The sequence below is a fragment of the Aurantiacibacter odishensis genome (assembly GCF_003605195.1).
Lineage (GTDB): Bacteria > Pseudomonadota > Alphaproteobacteria > Sphingomonadales > Sphingomonadaceae > Alteraurantiacibacter > Alteraurantiacibacter odishensis.
In genome coordinates, this window is the sequence record NZ_QYOS01000019.1 from 67,301 (window position 1) to 85,082 (window position 17,782).

Annotated in this window: 15 protein-coding genes; 3 read left to right on the forward strand and 12 right to left on the reverse strand. The window is 65.6% G+C overall.

The genetic code is table 11. The annotated features are described in order from the left end of the window. The first annotated feature begins 94 nt into the window (after positions 1-94). Positions 95-772 (forward strand): NnrU family protein, encoded by a 678-nt coding sequence (locus tag D4Q51_RS02390; RefSeq protein ID WP_120076157.1) that lies wholly within the window; start codon positions 95-97, stop codon positions 770-772. On the opposite strand, the gene D4Q51_RS02395 is transcribed toward D4Q51_RS02390, so the two are convergent. The 7 genes from D4Q51_RS02395 to rpe form a co-directional block, all read right to left on the reverse strand. Then, positions 769-1,557 carry an alpha/beta hydrolase gene (locus D4Q51_RS02395; RefSeq protein WP_162925105.1) on the reverse strand — a complete coding sequence of 263 codons (789 nt, stop codon included), beginning with the start codon at positions 1,555-1,557 and terminating at the stop codon, positions 769-771. The two genes, D4Q51_RS02390 and D4Q51_RS02395, sit on opposite strands and share 4 nt — an antisense overlap. Before the next feature lie 148 nt (positions 1,558-1,705). After that, positions 1,706-3,643: a 1-deoxy-D-xylulose-5-phosphate synthase gene (dxs, locus tag D4Q51_RS02400; protein ID WP_120076159.1), complete on the reverse strand. Its 1,938-nt coding sequence runs from the start codon at positions 3,641-3,643 to the stop codon at positions 1,706-1,708. Positions 3,644-3,730: 87 nt separating this feature from the next. Further along, entirely contained in the window at positions 3,731-4,195 is a 465-nt protein-coding gene (locus D4Q51_RS02405) for a Fur family transcriptional regulator (RefSeq protein WP_120076160.1), read from the reverse strand. A 67-nt stretch (positions 4,196-4,262) separates the two neighbouring features. Continuing rightward, positions 4,263-4,937 (reverse strand): peptide-methionine (S)-S-oxide reductase MsrA, encoded by a 675-nt coding sequence (msrA, locus tag D4Q51_RS02410; protein ID WP_120076161.1) that lies wholly within the window; start codon positions 4,935-4,937, stop codon positions 4,263-4,265. A gap of 251 nt (positions 4,938-5,188) precedes the next feature. Next, the gene (purH, locus tag D4Q51_RS02415) at positions 5,189-6,778 is read right to left on the reverse strand and encodes a bifunctional phosphoribosylaminoimidazolecarboxamide formyltransferase/IMP cyclohydrolase (protein WP_120076162.1); all 1,590 of its coding nucleotides are present in this window, start codon (positions 6,776-6,778) and stop codon (positions 5,189-5,191) included. Positions 6,779-6,788: 10 nt separating this feature from the next. Further along, the gene (locus tag D4Q51_RS02420; protein ID WP_338068446.1) at positions 6,789-8,645 is read right to left on the reverse strand and encodes a heparinase II/III family protein; all 1,857 of its coding nucleotides are present in this window, start codon (positions 8,643-8,645) and stop codon (positions 6,789-6,791) included. After that, complete coding sequence (rpe, locus tag D4Q51_RS02425; RefSeq protein WP_120076163.1) at positions 8,642-9,307, reverse strand: ribulose-phosphate 3-epimerase; 666 nt, start codon at positions 9,305-9,307, stop codon at positions 8,642-8,644. Before rpe ends, D4Q51_RS02420 begins: the two co-directional genes overlap by 4 nt. Before the next feature lie 237 nt (positions 9,308-9,544). Between rpe and D4Q51_RS02430 the strand changes: the two genes are divergently transcribed. Next, positions 9,545-10,030 (forward strand): DUF2141 domain-containing protein, encoded by a 486-nt coding sequence (locus D4Q51_RS02430; RefSeq protein WP_120076301.1) that lies wholly within the window; start codon positions 9,545-9,547, stop codon positions 10,028-10,030. A gap of 2 nt (positions 10,031-10,032) precedes the next feature. Here D4Q51_RS02430 and D4Q51_RS02435 read toward each other — a convergent pair whose 3' ends face one another. Together D4Q51_RS02435 and D4Q51_RS02440 are read right to left on the reverse strand one after the other, a co-directional pair. After that, entirely contained in the window at positions 10,033-10,926 is an 894-nt protein-coding gene (locus D4Q51_RS02435) for a hypothetical protein (protein ID WP_120076164.1), read from the reverse strand. Then, positions 10,923-11,951, reverse strand: a complete 1,029-nt coding sequence (locus tag D4Q51_RS02440; protein WP_120076165.1) for a diacylglycerol/lipid kinase family protein — start codon at positions 11,949-11,951, stop codon at positions 10,923-10,925. The genes D4Q51_RS02435 and D4Q51_RS02440 overlap by 4 nt, the downstream gene beginning before the upstream one ends. A 192-nt stretch (positions 11,952-12,143) precedes the next feature. Here D4Q51_RS02440 and D4Q51_RS02445 point away from each other — a divergent pair, with 192 nt between their 5' ends. Further along, positions 12,144-13,355 (forward strand): M20 metallopeptidase family protein, encoded by a 1,212-nt coding sequence (locus D4Q51_RS02445; protein WP_120076166.1) that lies wholly within the window; start codon positions 12,144-12,146, stop codon positions 13,353-13,355. On the opposite strand, the gene D4Q51_RS02450 is transcribed toward D4Q51_RS02445, so the two are convergent. From D4Q51_RS02450 to D4Q51_RS02460, 3 genes are read right to left on the reverse strand one after another with little or no spacing between them, the layout of a single operon-like run. After that, the gene (locus tag D4Q51_RS02450) at positions 13,352-14,833 is read right to left on the reverse strand and encodes a tryptophan halogenase family protein (protein WP_120076302.1); all 1,482 of its coding nucleotides are present in this window, start codon (positions 14,831-14,833) and stop codon (positions 13,352-13,354) included. The genes D4Q51_RS02445 and D4Q51_RS02450 overlap by 4 nt on opposite strands. Beyond that, a complete protein-coding gene (locus tag D4Q51_RS02455; protein WP_240624526.1) occupies positions 14,830-15,741 on the reverse strand; it encodes an alpha/beta hydrolase in 912 nt (303 codons plus the stop codon). The genes D4Q51_RS02450 and D4Q51_RS02455 overlap by 4 nt, the downstream gene beginning before the upstream one ends. After that, entirely contained in the window at positions 15,738-17,780 is a 2,043-nt protein-coding gene (locus tag D4Q51_RS02460) for a glycoside hydrolase family 97 protein (RefSeq protein ID WP_120076167.1), read from the reverse strand. The genes D4Q51_RS02455 and D4Q51_RS02460 overlap by 4 nt, the downstream gene beginning before the upstream one ends. Positions 17,781-17,782: the final 2 nt, after the last annotated feature.

Sequence of the window (17,782 nt, forward strand, 5' to 3'; positions counted from 1 at the left end):
TGAACGGGGGGAGAGGGCGGAACCGCGAAGGTTCCGCCCTTTTCGCGTCGGCTGGCCGCGTGATATCCTGCGCCCGTAGAGGGAGGGGGATGCCGTGGACGAGTCGCTGGTTCAACTGATCGCTGCAAGCACAGCATTCGTCGGAACGCATTTCGCCCTGTCCCACCCGCTGCGCGCGCCGCTCGTCCGCATGCTTGGCGACAATGGGTTCATGGCGCTCTATTCGGTCGTCGCGCTGGCCTGCCTCTACTGGATGTCGGAAGCGTTCAAGGCCGCCGCAGCGGCATCGCTGGGCGGCAGCGGCATTGTCGGCTGGATCGTCGCCAGCGCACTCACCGTAGCGGCGCTGGTGTTGCTGCTCGGTTCGTTCCGCGCCAACCCCGCCCTGCCCGCGTCCGGGGCCGAGAACATCGCCGCCACGCGTGAGCCGACCGGCGTGTTCGCCGTCACCCGGCATCCGATGATGTGGGCTTTCGCGCTCTGGTCCGTGTCGCACGTGGTGCTTTGGTGGAGCTGGCGCACGAACGTGGTGGCCATTGCCGTGCTCATCCTCGCCCTCGTCGGCGCGCATTTGCAGGATCGCAAGAAGGAGGCGCTGATGGGCGAGGCGTGGACCACCTGGGAAGCGAAAACACGCTACTGGCCACGCTGGGGCAAGCTGCTTTCGGCTGGCTGGGCCCTGTGGCTGGCAGCAATCCTCGCATGGCTGGGTATAACCTGGATGCACCTGTGGCTGGCCGGTATTCCAGCGGGCGCCTGGCGCTGGCTCTAGGGGCGGGAAATCGCCTCGACGAACGCTGCAATCCGGTCCTGCACGGGCTCGTGCGCGATCAGGTCGTGGCCCCAGCCGGGAAAGGTCTCGATCACCGTATCGTCGCGCACGGAGGCAAGCGCCTGCGCCTGTTCCAGCGCGATGAGCGAATCCTCCTCTCCATGCAGGATCAGGATGGGTTCGCCGATCTGCACGATCTTTTCGTCGTTGGCATAGCGATCCTGCAACAACAGGCGCATCGGCAACCAGCGCGCGCGGCGTGCGGCGGTATCGCCGAGGTTGTTGAAGGGCGAGACGAGCACGAGGGCCCGCGCCGTCACTTCGGTGGCAAGCTGCAGCGCCACGGCCGCGCCCAGCGAATTGCCAACCAGCACGATGTCGCCATCATCCACGCCCTGCCCGCGCAGGAAGGTCCACGCCCCGCGCGCGTCCTGATAGAGCGCTTCCTCCGACGGCGTGCCCGGATTCCCGCCGTACCCGCGATACTCCACTGCCAGCAGGCCGTAGCCCTTTGCCATGAGACGCTGCGAGACCATGATGGAGCTCTGCCAGCTTGCGCCGTTGCCGTGGAAGAAGGCGATGGTCGGCATCCCGTCGCGCGCGGGGCGGTATCCGGCCACGAGTTCCAGCCGGTCCGGCGTCCTGATCGTCACCCGCTCAAAGCCGGAAGGGACCCCGCCCTGCACCGGCGGGGCGGGATAGATGAGCTGGCGCTGGTTGAAATAGACGATGGACACTAGCCCGCCGTAGATCACCGTCAGGCTCACGGCGAAAAAGACGAACATCCGTACCCCCTTATTCTTCCAGGACTCCGCCATGGCACCCCCACATCCGTAGCCGCCAGCGCGATGCTACCCGAATTGGGGGCACGCGCAAAGGCAGCGGCGGCGAAGGGCCGCCCGCACTATGCCGGGAGGGAAATGGCGGGAGCCGTCAGGCGCGGGCTTCTTCGACGCCTGCCGAATTGTGCCGCAGGGCGTTCAGCACCGTATCGACGATATGCGGCGCGTTCAGCTTCGCCTGTTCGTACTGCTTTTCGGGCGAGTCATGGTCGATGAAGACATCGGGCAGGCGCATGGTGCGGATTTTCAGGCCGCCATCTGTCAGGCCCTCGTCGCTTGCCATCGTCAGCACGTGCGCGCCGAGGCCGCCGATCGCGGCTTCCTCGACTGTCACCAGCACATCGTGCGTGGCGGCCAGCTTGCGGATCAGCTCGCTGTCGATGGGCTTGGCAAAACGCATGTCGGCAACCGTGGTGGCAAGTCCCTTGGCCTCGAGCTGGTCGGCGGCCTTCTTCGCCTCTTCCAGGCGTGCGCCGAGCGAGAGGATGGCGACCTTGCCGCCTTTCTCCGCGTCGCCGCGCACGATCCGACCCTTGCCGATTTCCAGCTTCTGCAGCGTCTCGGGAATTTCCACGCCCACGCCGTTGCCGCGCGGGTAGCGGAAGGCGATGGGGCCTTCGTCGTACTCGACAGCGGTGTAAGTCATGTGCGCCAGCTCCGCTTCGTCGGCGGCGGCCATCACCACGAAATTGGGCAGACTCGCGAGGTAGGTCACGTCGAAGCTGCCCGCGTGGGTCGCGCCATCGGCACCGACCAGACCGGCACGGTCGATGGCGAAGCGGACGGGCAGGTTCTGGATCGCGACGTCGTGCACCACCTGATCGTAGGCGCGCTGGAGGAAGGTGGAATAGATCGCGGCGAACGGGCGCATACCCTGCGCGGCAAGGCCTGCTGCGAAAGTGACGCCGTGCTGTTCGGCAATGCCGACATCGAAGGCGCGTTCCGGATGCGCCTTGGCGAACTTGTCCACGCCGGTGCCGCTCGGCATGGCGGCGGTGATGGCACAGATCCGCCTGTCGGTTTCGGCCAGCCTGGCCAGCGTTTCGCCGAACACGTTCTGGTAAGCGGGCGGACCAGCCTTGGACTTGGCCTTTTCGCCCGTCACCACGTCGAACTTGGGCACGCCGTGGTACTTGTCGGCGCTGGTCTCTGCCGGTTCGTAGCCCTTGCCCTTGGTGGTGACGACATGGATCAGGACAGGGCCCTGCTCGCTGTCGCGCACGTTTTCGAGCACCGGCAGCAGGTGATCGAGGTTATGGCCGTCGATGGGGCCGACGTAGTAGAAGCCCAGCTCCTCGAACATGGTCCCGCCGGTCACCATGCCGCGGGCATATTCCTCGGCCTTTTCGAGACCGTGGTGCACCTTGCGCGAAAGCTTGCGCGCCACCTTTGACGCGAGCGAGCGAAGGCCCAGATATTCGCTGCTAGACACCATGCGCGCCAGATAGGCGGACAGGCCGCCAACCGGCGGGGCGATCGACATATCGTTGTCGTTCAGGATCACGATCAGGCGATTGCCCGCCTGCTCGGCGTTGTTCATCGCCTCGTAGGCCATGCCTGCGCTCATCGCGCCGTCGCCGATCACGGCGATGGCCTTACCCGGCTTGTCGTTCAGCTTGTTGGCGATGGCAAAGCCGAGGCCTGCCGAGATCGAGGTGGAGGAGTGCGCCGCGCCGAACGGATCGTATTCGCTCTCGCTGCGCTTGGTGAAGCCCGACAGGCCGCCGCCCTGGCGCAGGGTGCGGATGCGATCGCGCCTGCCGGTGATGATCTTGTGCGGATAGGCCTGGTGGCCGACGTCCCAGATCAGGCGATCTTCGGGCGTGTTGAACACGTAGTGGAGCGCAACGGTCAGTTCGACAACGCCGAGGCCGGAGCCGAGGTGCCCCCCGGTCGATCCCACGGCGTCGATCATTTCGGTCCGCAATTCGTCGGAAAGCTGCCGCAATTGCTCGGGCTTGAGCTGGCGGAGATCGGTGGGTGTGTCGACGGTGTCGAGCAGGGGGGTGTCAGGACGATTGGCTGTCATAACCTTCGGCTCTACACGCTCAAATCTGGCCTGTCGATGAACGCTTCATCGACAAATTAGCACGGCTCGTCGCTGTCATATCGAGGCTCACGCGGCGCAGTCGCTGCACAGGCCGCGCAGTTCCACAACCGGGCGCACATCGGAATAGCCGTGAGCCTTGCCCGCTTCGCGCAGCGCGCCGGTCAGCTTGTCGTCGTCGAAATGCTCTGCCTGTCCGCAATCATCGCAGATCAGGAAGATGCAATCGTGGCGGCAACCGGGGTGCGCGTTGGCGAGATAGGCGTTCGCGCTCTCGATCCGGTTAGCGAGATTGGTGCGCACGAACAGGTCGAGAATGCGGTAGACGGAGTTTGCCGCAACCCGCTTGCCGCGGCGTTTGCCCACTTCCTCCGCGATGTCATAGGCCGATGCGGGCCGGTCATGGTCCGCCAGCGCGCGGAACACGTCCTCGCGCATCGTGGTCCACTGTTCGCCTGCGTCGGCGAGAACTTTGCCCGCTTCGTCGACGAGCCGATCGCCGGAATGTTCGTGATGCTTATGCTGCGTAGCCATGGAACCTACATAGGACGGGCAGCCGGGTACGGCAATCTGTCCCTAAGGCGGTTGCGGGTTTCCGGGTTCAGCCCGTGCGGAAGCGCGAACGGTAGAACCGCGGGAACATCTCCTGCAGCGCTTCTACCTTGGGCGCATCCCAGCGCACGATATAGGCGGCACGCGGGTTCTTCAGCATGTAGTCCTGATGATAGTCCTCAGCCTCGTAGAACGTGCGGTAACGCTCGATCGCAACGGCCATGGGGCGATCCCACACACCGGAGCGCTCCATCTGCGCCACATAGGCCTGCGCCACGGCACGCTGTTCGTCCGTTGTCGGCACTATTGCCGCGCGGTACTGCGGGCCACGGTCCGGGCCCTGGCGATTGTGCAGTGTCGGGTCCGCGCCAACCGAGAACAGGATCTGCAGCAACTGGTCATAACGGATTACGCTGGGATCGTAGGTGACGCGCACGGATTCGGCGTGACCGGTCGTGCCGCTGACAACCTGGCGATAAGTCGCCGTGTTCGCCGTTCCGCCGTGATATCCGGAAACCGCGCTGGTGACGCCGCGCGTATGACTGAAAATACCTTCGATACCCCAGAAACAGCCGCCGGCGAAGATCGCGGTCTGGAGGCCGCTTTCGTTTGCCTGGCGCGCGGCCACCGGCGCGTCGAACACTTCATCCGCCATTGCCATGCTTGGAAGCGCGCAGGCCGAAAGGCCCAGCGCGGCGGCAGCAAAGAGCGATTTGATATGCATTACATTCCTCCGATTTGCGGCAGAATATTCGCTGCAAGTACTACAGCGGTTACAGCAAATCCGGCAAGGAAAGAGCGGTAGAGTTCGGCGTTGAAGAGTTCCATCGGGAAGTGTCCAGTCGGGTCGTGTGTCTGTCTTTATGTTCGACCCGAACCTAGCAAACAGTTACTTACGACCGACTGAACCTCACGCGCAGCAACGCGCGCCCATCGCAGGTGCGCCACGCTTCGTCGCACATGGTTAAGATCGTGTTAGTGGCGGAAGTGCCGCATTCCGGTGAAGACCATGGCAATGCCCGCCTCGTCGGCGGCGGCGATCACTTCGTCATCACGCATGGAGCCACCCGGCTGGATCACCATGGTCGCGCCCGCTTCCACCGCGCTCAGCAGGCCATCGGCGAAGGGGAAGAAAGCATCGGAAGCCACCGCGCTGCCCACGGTGCGCGGTTCGCTCCACCCGGCAGCTTCCGCCGCCTCGCCCGCGCGCACGGCGGCGATGCGGGACGAATCGCGGCGGTTCATCTGGCCTGCACCGATGCCTGCCGTCACGCCGTCTTTTGCGTAAACGATGGCGTTGGACTTCACATGTTTCGCCACCTTCCACGCAAACAGCGCATCGGCCACTTCCCGGTCGGTCGGCTGGCGCTTGGTGACGACTTTCAGATCGTCATCGCCGATCACGCCGTTGTCGCGCGACTGGAACAGCATGCCGCCGGCGATGCTCTTCATGTCGAGGCCGGGACGCGCGGGGTCGGGAAGGTCTTCCAGGATCAGCAGGCGCAGGTTCGGCTTGGCGGCAAAGGCCTCGCGCGCGGCATCGTCTGCGCCCGGCGCGATCACGACTTCGGTGAAGATTTCGGTGATGGCCTTCGCGGTCGCCCCGTCCAGCGGCACGTTCGCCGCCACGATCCCGCCGAATGCGGAAACGCTGTCGCAGGCAAGCGCCGCCTGCCACGCTTCCAGCAAGGTGTCGGCCACGGCCACGCCGCAGGGGTTGGCGTGCTTGACGATGACGATGGCGGGCTTGTCGGCAGGGAATTCCGCGACAAGGCCCAGCGCTGCATCGGCATCGTTGAGGTTGTTGTAGGAAAGTGCCTTGCCCTGCACCTGGTCGGCCTGCGGCACGCCCTTCGTTGCCGGGCCGTTCGGCAGGTAAAGCGCCGCCTGCTGGTGCGGGTTCTCGCCGTAGCGCAGCGTATCGCCCAGCTTTCCGGCAACCGTCAGCGCGGCGGGGAACTGCTCGTGCTGGTCGGCAAAGGCGAACCAGCTGCTGATGGCCGAATCGTAGGCTGCGGTCGCGGCAAAGGCCTTGGCTGCCATGGCCTTGCGGAAGGCAAGCGTCGTTGCCCCGTCATGCTCGGCCAGCTCGTCGTACAAGCCGTGATAGTCCGCAGGATCGGTCACGATGGTGACATAGGCGTGGTTCTTCGCCGCACTGCGCACCATCGAAGGGCCACCGATGTCGATGTTCTCGATGATGGTCTCCCGGTCCGCGCCGCTCATCACGGTGTTCACGAAGGGGTACAGGTTCACCACGACAAGGTCGATCGCGCCGATATCGTGCGCTTCCATCGCGGCGGCATGATCCGGATCGTCGCGCACGGCCAGCAGGCCGCCGTGTACCATCGGGTGCAGCGTCTTCACCCGCCCATCCATCATTTCCGGAAAACCGGTCACGTCCGACACGTCGAGCACGTCCAGCCCCGCGTCGCGCAGTGCGCGCGCCGTGCCGCCGGTGGAGACCAGTTCCACCCCCGCCTTGGCAAGGCGGCTTCCCAGTTCCACAATACCGCTCTTGTCGGACACCGAGAGCAGTGCCCGCTTGATCGCCACATCAGTCATCGTGTTAAATCTATCCCATTCGTTTGAGCAGCCAGGCGAAATTTCCGCCCCCGCGCGAGGCGAATCCCTCGATCACGAGCTGCTGTACCGGATGCGGCCTGCCATTGCCATCGACCCACAGGCTTTCTTCCAGCGTCACGCCTTCGGCGCCCGTCATGAATTGCCACAGGCTGCCATCGGGCAGTAACAAGCTGGCGCCCTTGCCGTTGTCCGCCACTTTCGCCTCGATATTGCGGCCAAGGTGGAAGCGGATAGCGAAGGGCACCTTGCCGCGCTTGCCCTTGCGGCCGGAGGGAACGAGCACGTCCTCCCCACGCAGTTCGTGGCCATCGTCCCGCAGCATCAGGATGCGGCGGTGCACGAGGCCGAAGCGCGAGGCATAGCCATCGTGGCTGGCCTCGATCCGGGTGGCGGAACCGTTGCCCAGCTTCACCTGCCGGGTGTCGATCTCAACCTCGCCGACGCCCGCGCCCAGCTTGCCGTCGATCATCACCGCGGTGGAATTGGCATCGCCCAGCACCATCGTGGAATGGGCCGCGGTGGCGCGCAGGCCCTGCTCGATGCGCACCGGTACCTGCCCGCCTGCCAGCGCCGCGCCGCCGCAATTGACGATCAGGCGGTGTTCGCCGTGGCTGAATTCAAACGCCAGCGTGGACGCGCAGCCGTGGCGCGCGTGCTTGCCGTGGGGCGGCGGAGCGCCATCAACCAGCAGCGTGGCCTTGCGCGCAGTCACCCGCTGATAACCCCATCCGCTCGGGTCCTTCAGCGGACGGGCGCGCACACCGCTCGCCTCGATCAGCTTGCCGAGGCGGGAGGCCTTGATCGCTCCGCTGCCCTGCCAGTTGCCGATCCCGCCATCGCCGTGCGTTAGCGCCAGCAGGGGCGGCACCAGCATGTGCAGCATCGTGGCAAGCAGTTGCGGCGGCTCGCGCCCCGCCGCCTTGTAGCAGGCGCGAAGGTCGACGAGGCTGGCAATCGCCTGCATCTGCGCATCCGGGCTGCGTGACAGCAGGCCGCCATCTTCGCCCACCGCTTCGCCCAGCGACTTGGCAAGACCCGCTTCGCCGTAAAGGCGGCGCGGCTTGCCTTCGGGCAGCAGCAGGCCGGCGGCGATGATCGCGCACCAGCCGATCACTTCGCCCAGCCGGTCGTCGGCCTTGCGCACGTTGCGATCCAGCCAGCGGGCGGTATCGGCCATCACGCCCAGCACGCGGTGGCGCAGTGCACGGTCCTCGCCGGAAATCAGCAGCGGGGCATGGACCAGCCAATTCAACAGGCGAAGGCCGACGTTCTCCACCCGCCATGCAGGCCCCTTGCCCGCCGTCGGGTTGGCATCCAGCCACGCGGCAACCAGCCGTTCTCCTACCGGGCGGCACTGGTGCAGCAGGCCGGAACTGGAAAGGTCCTGCAACCAGGTGAAGCCTTGCACCACCCGCTCGAACGGGGGACTGAGATTGCCGAGCGGGCCCATGTCGACTTGCGCGAACGGCGCTTTCACGCCGTGGATGTAGAAATGCCCTGCCCGCAAGGCCATGCCCGCCGCGCGGTCACCCTCCAGCGGTGCCTCAACCGTTGCCAACAGGCGCGGGCGCAGGGGCTTGCGGAAAGGCGCGACAATCGTCGAGTGCGAGACGCCCAGGCTGAATGCGAGCCGCATCAGGCGGTCCGACGGAGAGGCGGCGGGCGGCGAGAAATCGGTGATCACCAGCGCCCGATCGGGCGCGAGGTCTTCCGTCCTGCCGGTATCCTCTTCGCTCTCGATAAGGTCCTCGCGCTGTTCCGCACCCAGCGGCATCGCCATCTGGCCGGCTTTCTCCAGCCTCTCCCTCGAGACCTTGCGCGAAAGCTCGGCAGAATGTGCGTTCACCGACTGTCTCCCCGAAGAGCCGCGATATTGGCGGCGTAGCAATCCGGTCCGCCCTTGAAGGTGGCAGATCCCGCCACCAGCACGTCGGCCCCTGCGTCGACGCATTGCCGGGCGGTATCGACGTTCACGCCCCCGTCCACTTCGATCAGGACGTCGTATCCGCCCTTGTCGATGGCCTTGCGCACGGCTTCTATCTTGCGCAGTTGCGAGGGGATGAAGCTCTGCCCGCCGAAACCGGGATTGACGCTCATGATCAGCACCAGGTCGATTTCCTCGAGCAGGTAATCGAGCATCTTGGCCGGCGTGCCGGGATTGAGCGAAATGCCCGCCTTGCAGCCCGCCGAGCGGATCGCCTGCACGCTGCGATGCACGTGCGGACCCGCCTCTGGGTGGACCGTGATGATATCGGCCCCCGCCTTTGCGAACGGCTCGATCCACATGTCCACCGGCGACACCATCAAGTGCACGTCGAAGGTCTTTTCGGTATGCGGGCGAAGTGCTTTCACCACGTCCGGCCCGATGGTGAGGTTGGGCACATAGTGCCCGTCCATCACGTCCACGTGCACCCAGTCGCATCCTGCCGCGTCGATCGCGCGCACTTCTTCGCCCAGCTTCGAAAAATCGGCTGAAAGGATCGAGGGTGAAATGAGTGGTTGGGCCATGATTAACTATTCGCGTTAGAGGGGCACGAATCGCCTAACAAGCGCTGTGCAAGGCGTTTTCCACCAGTGTTGCGACGCATTGCCCTTAGCGTGCGATTTCGGGACGCTTCAGCCCCGGTTCACTGCGCCGGCGGCAAAAGACTGGCAACTATCAGTTATTGTCAGTGGAAATTGCCGGATCGATGCCCATTGTCTGCGGCACGGCCGTTTCGTTGGCGAAAAGGAATTATGATTTCGATGACCAAGCGCTTTCTTCGCCTTGCTGCCGCCGCGGCCATCGCGGTGGGTCTTTCCGCCCCGGCGGGCGCGCAGTTCCGTAACGAGATTACCCATTCTGTCGTACCGTGCCAGGGCAATGGCCCGGCGGTGTGGATCCAGGTTTCGGGGATCGAAGGCTCGACAGGCACCATGCGCATCCAACTCTATCCCGGCACGTCTGCCGACTGGCTGGAAACGGGGCGCTGGATCAACCGGATCGAGGTGCCTGCGCGCGCAGGTTCCATGCAGGTCTGCATGCCGGTGCCGCGTCCGGGCAACTATGCCATCGCGATCCGGCACGACAAGAACAACAATGGCCGCACCGACATCACCAGCGATGGCGGGGGCATGTCGAACAACCCCAGCATCAACATCTTCAATCTCGGCAAGCCGTCGATCGACAAGACCCGCTTCTCGATCGGCCGCGAAGTGCTGCCGATGTCGATCCGGATGCGCTACCTGTAAGACTAGTCCCGGTTTGCCCGCTTCGCCCGCCAGAGCTGAAAAGCGACGGCGGGCGCGGACAGGATCGGGTGCTTTTCCCGGAACGGCGTGACTTCGATCTTCGTGCCGGTGTGCCGCTCCACTTTCCAGGCTGCGTAGCGCGCGGCCCCGTCGAACGTGCGGGTGGCGCGTGCCAGCCTTGCCACGTTCAGCGGCTTGCCCATGCGCCGCCGCTTCTTCCACCAGCGCAGCACCTGCTCGCGCTCCGCCACGGTGATGCGCGGAGTCAGGACCTTGCCGTCGCGGCCGTAGGGAATGCCCCCCGCGGCCAGGGCCGCTGGCAGCAGGCCATCGAAATGCGCGGCATTCAGCGTGAGGATCGAGTCCTCGCGCCCCGGCTTCTCCACGCGGAATTCGGCCCGGTAGGTGGCCTGGAACAGGGCGCGCCAGAACTGGTCTTCCGTCCCGCTGTCCGGGCCGACGGCAACGGCCAGCCGCGCCGCCGTCATCGCAGCTGCCGCGATACTGACAGCGACCTGTTCGTTCGCGTTCTCGTCCGCCTGCCACACCAGCGCGCTGGGCTGCACGAAGCGCGCCCAGATCGTGGTGTCGATGCTCTCACCGCGCGCAGCCTCGGTGAACTTGGCCAGCGTCATCGTGGCGATCTTGGCGCGCAGGGGTTCGCAGTCGTGCTCCCATTCGCGGTAGGAAACGGTCGGCCACAGGCCTTTCTCGGCCTCACCCTCTGTCAGAACGTAGAAATCGAGCACGCCCTCGCGCGAACCGGTGCGCAGGTTGGAGCCGTAGAACAGCACCGCGCGCGCATCCGCCTCGCCAGCGAGACGCGCCGCGAAGGCGGTAACGGCGGGATCGACTTCCCGCGATAGCGCCGCGCGGACGCGCGCGCGAAGGTTCACGGGACCACGAACCGCAGCTTGGGCCCGGCAGAAAGGCGATACTGGCCAGCAGGGAAAGCCTCTCCGTCGAGGATGAAGGAATCGCCGATGTCGAGGTGCACCGCCTCGTCCCCGAAAGCGTGATATCCGCGCCGCTTCGTTTCATCCGAAGCCGTGCCACGGAAAATCGAGGGCAGGCGCAGCAGCAGCCCGCGCCGCGGATTGTCCATCACCGCCAGTTGCAGCGGCGTTTCCACATCGCGGAAGGGATCGAGCCCGGCGGGGAAGGATTGCAGCGTGGAGGCGAAAAGCAGGTAACGCTCGTCCTCTGGCAGACCGCCCCGGTGCGCCAGCTCGCTGCCATCGGCCATTTGGAGGCGCATAGGCGTGCCCTGTCGCCATTTGTTGCCCGCCCGTCCGAACATCGCCTGCAACACGCTCCACACCGTGGTGACGCCCACGACCGCCTGGTTAAAAGCGCCAAGCTGGTGGCTGCGCTGGCCAAGGTTGATGACCTGGTTGAAAGCACCCCCGCCCAGCACGAAACCGCGCACCTGCGAGCGTTCGTCTCCGCGCTCGGCGACCACCAGCGGCTGCCTGCGGGCAAGCTTCCCGCGCTGCACCGCGGCCAGCGCATCGTCGAGCGACCAGTCCGTCGGCACGCCAAGATCCAGTGCCAGCGCGTTGGTCTTGCCGCCCGGCAGCACGATCAGCATGGGCCAGCTGTCGCCGAACAGCCCGGCGCCGCAAGTCAGCACGTCGCGCACCGTCCCGTCGCCGCCATCGATGGCGATGTAGTCCACCCGCTTTTCGGCAAAGTCTGTCAGCACGCCCAGCAGTTCGCTGCGGCGGCGCGGCGTTGCCAGCAGCACGCCCTCGCGCAGTTCTTCGGTTCCCGAGCGGCCTTCGTTGCGATGGCTTCGGGCGTTGCGGATCACCCCGATCAGCGGGCGCGTGCGCACGGGCGATGGCGCAGGGTCGTTCGCCGCGCGCGGATTCGCGCCTATCTGCGGCAAGCGCTCGAAGAGATGGATGCTCTCGTGCATGACCTCGTCGCCTTAAACATGGGGCCGCGCCAAATACTACGCTTTTGTCGGCACGGAGCGCAAACTGTCGCCACATTGCAACAAGTCGGTCCACGCACTGTGCCTTTATCGCACCACACATGTCGGGCGGTTTCATGGATGCGCGTCGCGGAAATGGGTGGCATAATGCCGCAATCAACTCCGGGATCATCCATGCTGACCGAAAACCTGCTCAACGCCGCTCGCGATCATGCCGACGCGATCACCGCCCTTCGCCGCGCCATCCATGCGGAGCCGGAACTGGGGCTGGAAACACCGAAGACGTTGGCCAAAGTAAAACAAGCCCTCGCCGACCTGCCGTTGGAATGGCGCGAAGGCCCTTCGTGCACCGGTGCGGTGGCCGTACTCAAGGGCGGCAAGCCAGGCCGTGCCGTTCTGCTGCGCGGCGATATGGATGCTCTGCCGATGGACGAACATACGGGGCTGGATTTCGCCTCCAACGTGCCGGGCCGGATGCACGCCTGCGGCCACGACGCCCACACCGCCATGCTGGCGGGCGCCGCGCGCGTGCTGGCTACGCGGGCAGACGATCTCGCAGGCGAAGTGCGCTTCATGTTCCAGCCGGGCGAGGAAGGCTTTCACGGCGCGCGGCACATGCTGGAGGATGGCCTGCTGGGTGGCAGTGGCGATTATGCCCTGCCCGACGCAGCCTTTGCCCTGCATGTCTGGCCCAATGCCCCGCACGGCCGACTGGAAGCGCGCGCGGGTGCGATGATGGCATCTGCCGACATGCTGGAAATCACCGTGAAAGGGAGCGGCGGCCACGCCTCCATGCCCTACGATTCGATCGACCCGGTGCCCGTCGCTGCCGAGATCGTGCTGGCGCTGCAGGTGATGATCACCCGCCGCTTCGCCGCTGCCGAGGCCAGTGTGCTGACGATCGGCAAGATCGAGGCGGGCAGCAACAACAACATCATTCCCGACAGCGCCTACCTGCTCGGCACCATGCGCAACCTTTCGCCCGAACGGCGCGAAGCGATGAAGGATGCTGTGCGCGAGGTTGCGGAGAACATCGCCAAGGCCCACCGCTGCACGGCAGAGGTGACGATCACCCCCGGCTTCCCGCCCACCATCAACGATGCCCGCGCCGTCGCACTGGGTCAGCAGGTGGCAGAAGGACTGGGCGGCGAGGAACCCTGGGCCACCCGACCTGCGCCCACGATGGGAGCAGAGGACTTCTCCTACGTGCTGGAGAAAGTGCCCGGCGCGATGTTCTTCCTCGGCGTGGCGGCGGAAGGGGTCGACTGGCAGGGCTGCTGCGGCCTCCATTCCAGCCGCATGGTCGTGGACGAAAGCGTGATGCCCAAGGGCAGCGCCTTCCTGGCGGGATGCGCGGTGCAGTTTCTGGAAGACGGCTGGAGCTAGGCGGCGAAGTTCCGCGCGCAGGCATCCAGCATCGCGGAAACCTTGCCGAGATCGGCAGGCTTCGCGCCGGGCGGGAGCGGCTGCATCTTCTCCGGCGGCGGAAAGGTGCCGTAGCCTGCGAACAGGCAGTGCCAGCTCATCGGGGCGTAGGCGGGCACGGCGTAGTTCTGCCGGTTGGCGGCGGCCATGTCCTGATGCGTGAACCACGCCGTCATCATCGCTTTCAGCTGGTCTGACAGTGCGTGGTTCGCGGCGTTGTCGCGCCAGAAGGCGGAATCGCTGCGCTGGTTCATCCGGTAATGCGCCACGATGTAATCGCGGATGCTCTCGTAACGCGCGGCGATGTTGCGGTTGAAGGTATCGCGGTGCTGGGAGGTGAAGCCGCCCTGCTCATGGGCCTCGGCAAATTCCAGCGCGGTGGCAATCACTATGTGCAGCGCGGTCGCCTCCAGCGGCTCTATGAACCCCTGCGCCAGACCTGCGGCGAGACAATTGCGGCTCCAGCTCTTCTCTAGCCGTCCCACTTTCATCTGCAGGAAACGTGCAGGCTGGCCTTCGCCTTCCATACCGATCGCCGCGCGCAGTTCCGCTTCCGCGTCCTCGTCCGAGATATATTTCGAAGAATAGACGTATCCGTTGCCGGTGCGCGTGGTGAGCGGGATGTGCCAGCGCCACCCTGCCGACATGGCCACCGCCTCGGTCTGCGGGCGGAAGTGTGCGACGCGCGGCGTGGGCATGACTACGGCACGGTCTGCGAAGAGGTTCTCGGCAAAGGGCAGGAACGGTTCGCCTAGTGCACCCTGCGCGATCATGGCGCGAAAGCCGGAGCAATCTACGAACAGGTCGCCCTCGACACGCTCTCCGCCGTCGCACAGCAGCGCGGCAAGGTCGCCCTCGCCCGATAGCTCCACCTCGCTCACTTTCAGCGGGCGATGGTCCACGCCGCGCGAAGTGGCCCAATCACGCAGGAAGGCGCCCAGCTTGTAAGCGTCGAAATGATAGCCGTAGCTGGGCGCGAAGGGGAAACTGTCGTCCGGATGCGGACCCTTGCCCTCTGCCGCCAGCCTGGCTGCAAGGAACCAGTCGTCGGGCAAGGCAGGCACATCGAACCCGCGCCGGGCGAGCGAGCAGTTCTGCACGAAGCCGGGCTCCGTATGCAGGTCGACCGGGCCGGGGAACGGGTGGAAATAGCTGCCGTACCCCTCGCGCTCGCTCCAGCCGGTGAAGCGGATACCCAGCTTGTAAGTGGCATCGCAGGCGGCCATCCAATCGGCCTCGGCGATGCCGAGGTGATCGAACATGGCCTTCAACTGCGGGGTCGAGCCTTCGCCCACGCCAATGATGCCGATGTCCGGGCTTTCGACGACCGTGACTTTCCCGCCCCTCTCGCCCCAGCGATGGTGCAAGAGGCAGGCGGTGATCCATCCCGCGCTGCCGCCACCAAGGACGACGACGTGCGGCGGCGAGGGCGCGCTCATTGCTCCGCCAGCAGCCATGCGAAGACCTCGGGCAGGCGCGCGGCCCATGCGTTTTCCTCGTGCGCGGCACCGTCGTAGACTTCGCTGCGGAAGTGCTCTCCCTCCCGCCAGCCGCTCGCGCGAAAGCGCGCATCGATCGCCTGCTGATACGGCGCATAATAGGCATCGAGCGTAGCGGTGCCGTGATCCATCCACACCCGCCGCCCGTAGGGGTCGCCAAGACGCTCGGCAAACCAGCGGTCCCACAAGGCGATCAGTTCCGGATTCGCCTCACCCACGATGCGAGGATCGGCGGCCGGCCAGTGCGAGGAGATGCATCCCGCGCGGCCATAGACATCGGGCCGTTCGAGAAAGGCATAACACGACATGAGGCCGCCCATGCTGGAGCCCGCAATGGCGGTGGCATCGCGCCCGGTCTGCGTGCGGTAATTTGCGTTCACCCAGTGCCGCAGCGGACCTGCCAGCCAGTCAAGATAGGCGCTTCCGACGGGCGGTCCCTCGATCATCGCATCCATCGCCGCGCGCGGCGCGCCTTCAGCCTCCTCGTAGAGCGACTGCGGCAGGTACTGGCGATAACGGTCTTCGCCCGGCGCCCAGATGCCGACGATGATATGCGGCTCGATCCCGTCATCGCGCATGGCTGCCAGCATGGCCTTGTCTGCCGCCCACACCTTGTCGAAGTTCGACTTGGCCGGGTCGAACAGGTTATGCCCGTCGTGCATGTAGAGCACCGGGTAACGACGCTCCGAACTGTCGTAGCCGGGCGGGAGCCAGATCGTCAGCCGCTGGTCCGGCAGTCCCGCCGCTGCCATCTGCTCCACCTCGACGAAGCGCGCCGGGCTCCCGGCAGGGCCTGCGGTGGTGCAGCCCGCCAGGACCAGCGCCAGCAGGGCCGCCAGCAGCTTCACGGCACCGGCTCGAGCCGGATCGCCAGCCCGCCGCCGGGGGCGAGGTGGAAGGTGTGCTCATCCCCGGCGCGGACTTCGAAATCGTCGTAAGCGATGTTGTGCCGCGCTTCGGTTTCGTAGGTCGCGCCCTCGCCATCCTTCCACACGCTTGCGCGGTAGGTCACGCCGGGTTCGAGGAAGGCGAAATCCAGAGTCACGTCACGCGGCGTAGCATCGTTGATGCCGCCGGCATACCAGTCGTCGGAGCCTCGATCCTTACGCGCGAAAATCGCGTAGTCCCCCACTTCGCCCGACACGAGGTGGCTCTCCGCCCAGTCGGCGGGCACGGCGCGGATGAATTCCAGCTCGCGCGGATGTTCTGCCAGGCTCTCGATGAAATCGGCGGCCATCTGGATCGGCGAATAGATCGCGAGATAGAGGCCAAGCTGCTTCGCCAGCGTCGAGGCGAGGGGCACGTCGTTGTCGCCTTTCAAGCTCAGCACGCCGGGGGTGTAGTCCATCGGGCCCGACAGCATGCGGGTGTAGACCAGCGTCGGCTCGTGGTCCGGGCCGTTACTGAAAGCGCCCCAGGCGTTGTATTCCTGCCCCCGCGCGCCCTCGCGGCTCACCCAGTTGGGATAGGTCCGCCTGAGGCCTGTATCCTTCACCGGTTCGTGCGGGTTCACCGCCACGCCGTTGGCGGCAGCAGCTTCCAGTACGCGGATGTGGTGCTGCACCTGCCGCTGGCCGTCGTGCCATTCCATCACCTGCCCCTCGCAGGGGTCGGCAATATCGGCGTTGCAACTGATGATCGCGCCCGCATCGGCGACGTAGCCGGTCTTCACCCAGTCCACGCCGAGGCGACCGTACAATTCCATCGCATCGTCCAGCTGCGCTTCGTAATTGGCGATGTTGCCGCCCGTCTCGTGATGGCCGACGAGGCGCACACCGCGTTCGCGCGCGTAGTCTGTCACTTCCTCAAGGTCGAAATCGGGATAGCTTTCGGTAAAGCTGAAATCGCGGCCGTTGCCGAACCAGGTGCCGTCCCAGCCGTAGTCCCAGCCTTCCACCAGCACGCCGCGAAAGCCGTTCTCGGCGGCGAAATCGAGATATTCCTTGGTCCGCTCGGTCGTTGCGCCGTGGCGCGGCCCCTGCGCCCAGGTCCAGCGGTTGGAAATCATGCCCCACCAGATGCCGATGTACTTGCCCGGCTCCACCCAGCTGACATCGCCCAGCTTGTTCGGCTCGTTGAGATTGAGTTCAAGGTCGTTCTCCACCAGCCCCGCGGCATCGTCGGCAATGCGGATCGTGCGCCACGGCGTGGTGAAGGCACCCTCGCGCACCACTTTCGCACCGCGGCTCGAAGGCGCGAGGGTGGAGCGGAAGCGCTGTCCGTCCATGCGTTGCAGCCACATGCCCGAATAGTCGACCAGCGCGGCCTCGTGCATGGACAGGTGCGTGCCGTCCGCCAGCCGCATGGTAATGGGCGTGTGCGCGACGGACACCGCCTCGATCGGCGTGTGGTGATAGAGGTATTCGTAGCGGTTCCAGTCGCCCGCCTGGATCCACCACGCCTCGCCTTCGGACGCGATATTGAATTCGGTCAGCTCCTCGGCAATGCGCGTTTCCCCGCGATCAGGGAATTCGTACCGAAAGCCCACGCCTTCATCGAACACGCGCAGCCGCACGGTGAATTCGCGCGCCGCATCGTCCTGCTGGCGGAAGGTGACGGCCAGTTCGTTGTGCCGGTCGGTCACGAACTGGCGTTCGCCCCATGGCTGTTCCCAAGTCGTATCGGCACTGGAGGTGCCCTGCGCCACGACGGTGAAATTGCGCCGCAGCGGGTCCTCGTTCTCGAGGTTGAAGCCGAGGCCGGACGGAGCGATGAGTTCCTCCCCATCGCGCTCCACCGCCCAAGTCGGCTTGCCTTCGCCATCGGCGGCGAGCGAGGCGGTGATGCGGCCATCGGGCGAGGATACGCTCTGCGCCAGCGCCGCGTGCGAGGTGCCGAGCGCGAGCGTTGTCAGGGCGGCGGCGAGCGAGAAATGCAGGGGGCGCATCG

Excerpts from the sequence above, each read along its gene's own strand:
- purH (WP_120076162.1), bottom strand. The coding sequence starts at position 6,778 with ATGACTGATGTGGCGATCAAGCGGGCACTGCTCTCGGTGTCCGACAAG.
- D4Q51_RS02395 (WP_162925105.1), bottom strand. The coding sequence starts at position 1,557 with ATGTTCGTCTTTTTCGCCGTGAGCCTGACGGTGATCTACGGCGGGCTA.
- D4Q51_RS02430 (WP_120076301.1), top strand. The coding sequence starts at position 9,545 with ATGACCAAGCGCTTTCTTCGCCTTGCTGCCGCCGCGGCCATCGCGGTG.
- msrA (WP_120076161.1), bottom strand. The coding sequence starts at position 4,937 with ATGCATATCAAATCGCTCTTTGCTGCCGCCGCGCTGGGCCTTTCGGCC.
- D4Q51_RS02445 (WP_120076166.1), top strand. The coding sequence starts at position 12,144 with ATGCTGACCGAAAACCTGCTCAACGCCGCTCGCGATCATGCCGACGCG.
- D4Q51_RS02440 (WP_120076165.1), bottom strand. The coding sequence starts at position 11,951 with ATGCACGAGAGCATCCATCTCTTCGAGCGCTTGCCGCAGATAGGCGCG.
- D4Q51_RS02450 (WP_120076302.1), bottom strand. The coding sequence starts at position 14,833 with ATGAGCGCGCCCTCGCCGCCGCACGTCGTCGTCCTTGGTGGCGGCAGC.
- rpe (WP_120076163.1), bottom strand. The coding sequence starts at position 9,307 with ATGGCCCAACCACTCATTTCACCCTCGATCCTTTCAGCCGATTTTTCG.
- D4Q51_RS02460 (WP_120076167.1), bottom strand. The coding sequence starts at position 17,780 with ATGCGCCCCCTGCATTTCTCGCTCGCCGCCGCCCTGACAACGCTCGCG.
- dxs (WP_120076159.1), bottom strand. The coding sequence starts at position 3,643 with ATGACAGCCAATCGTCCTGACACCCCCCTGCTCGACACCGTCGACACA.
- D4Q51_RS02405 (WP_120076160.1), bottom strand. The coding sequence starts at position 4,195 with ATGGCTACGCAGCATAAGCATCACGAACATTCCGGCGATCGGCTCGTC.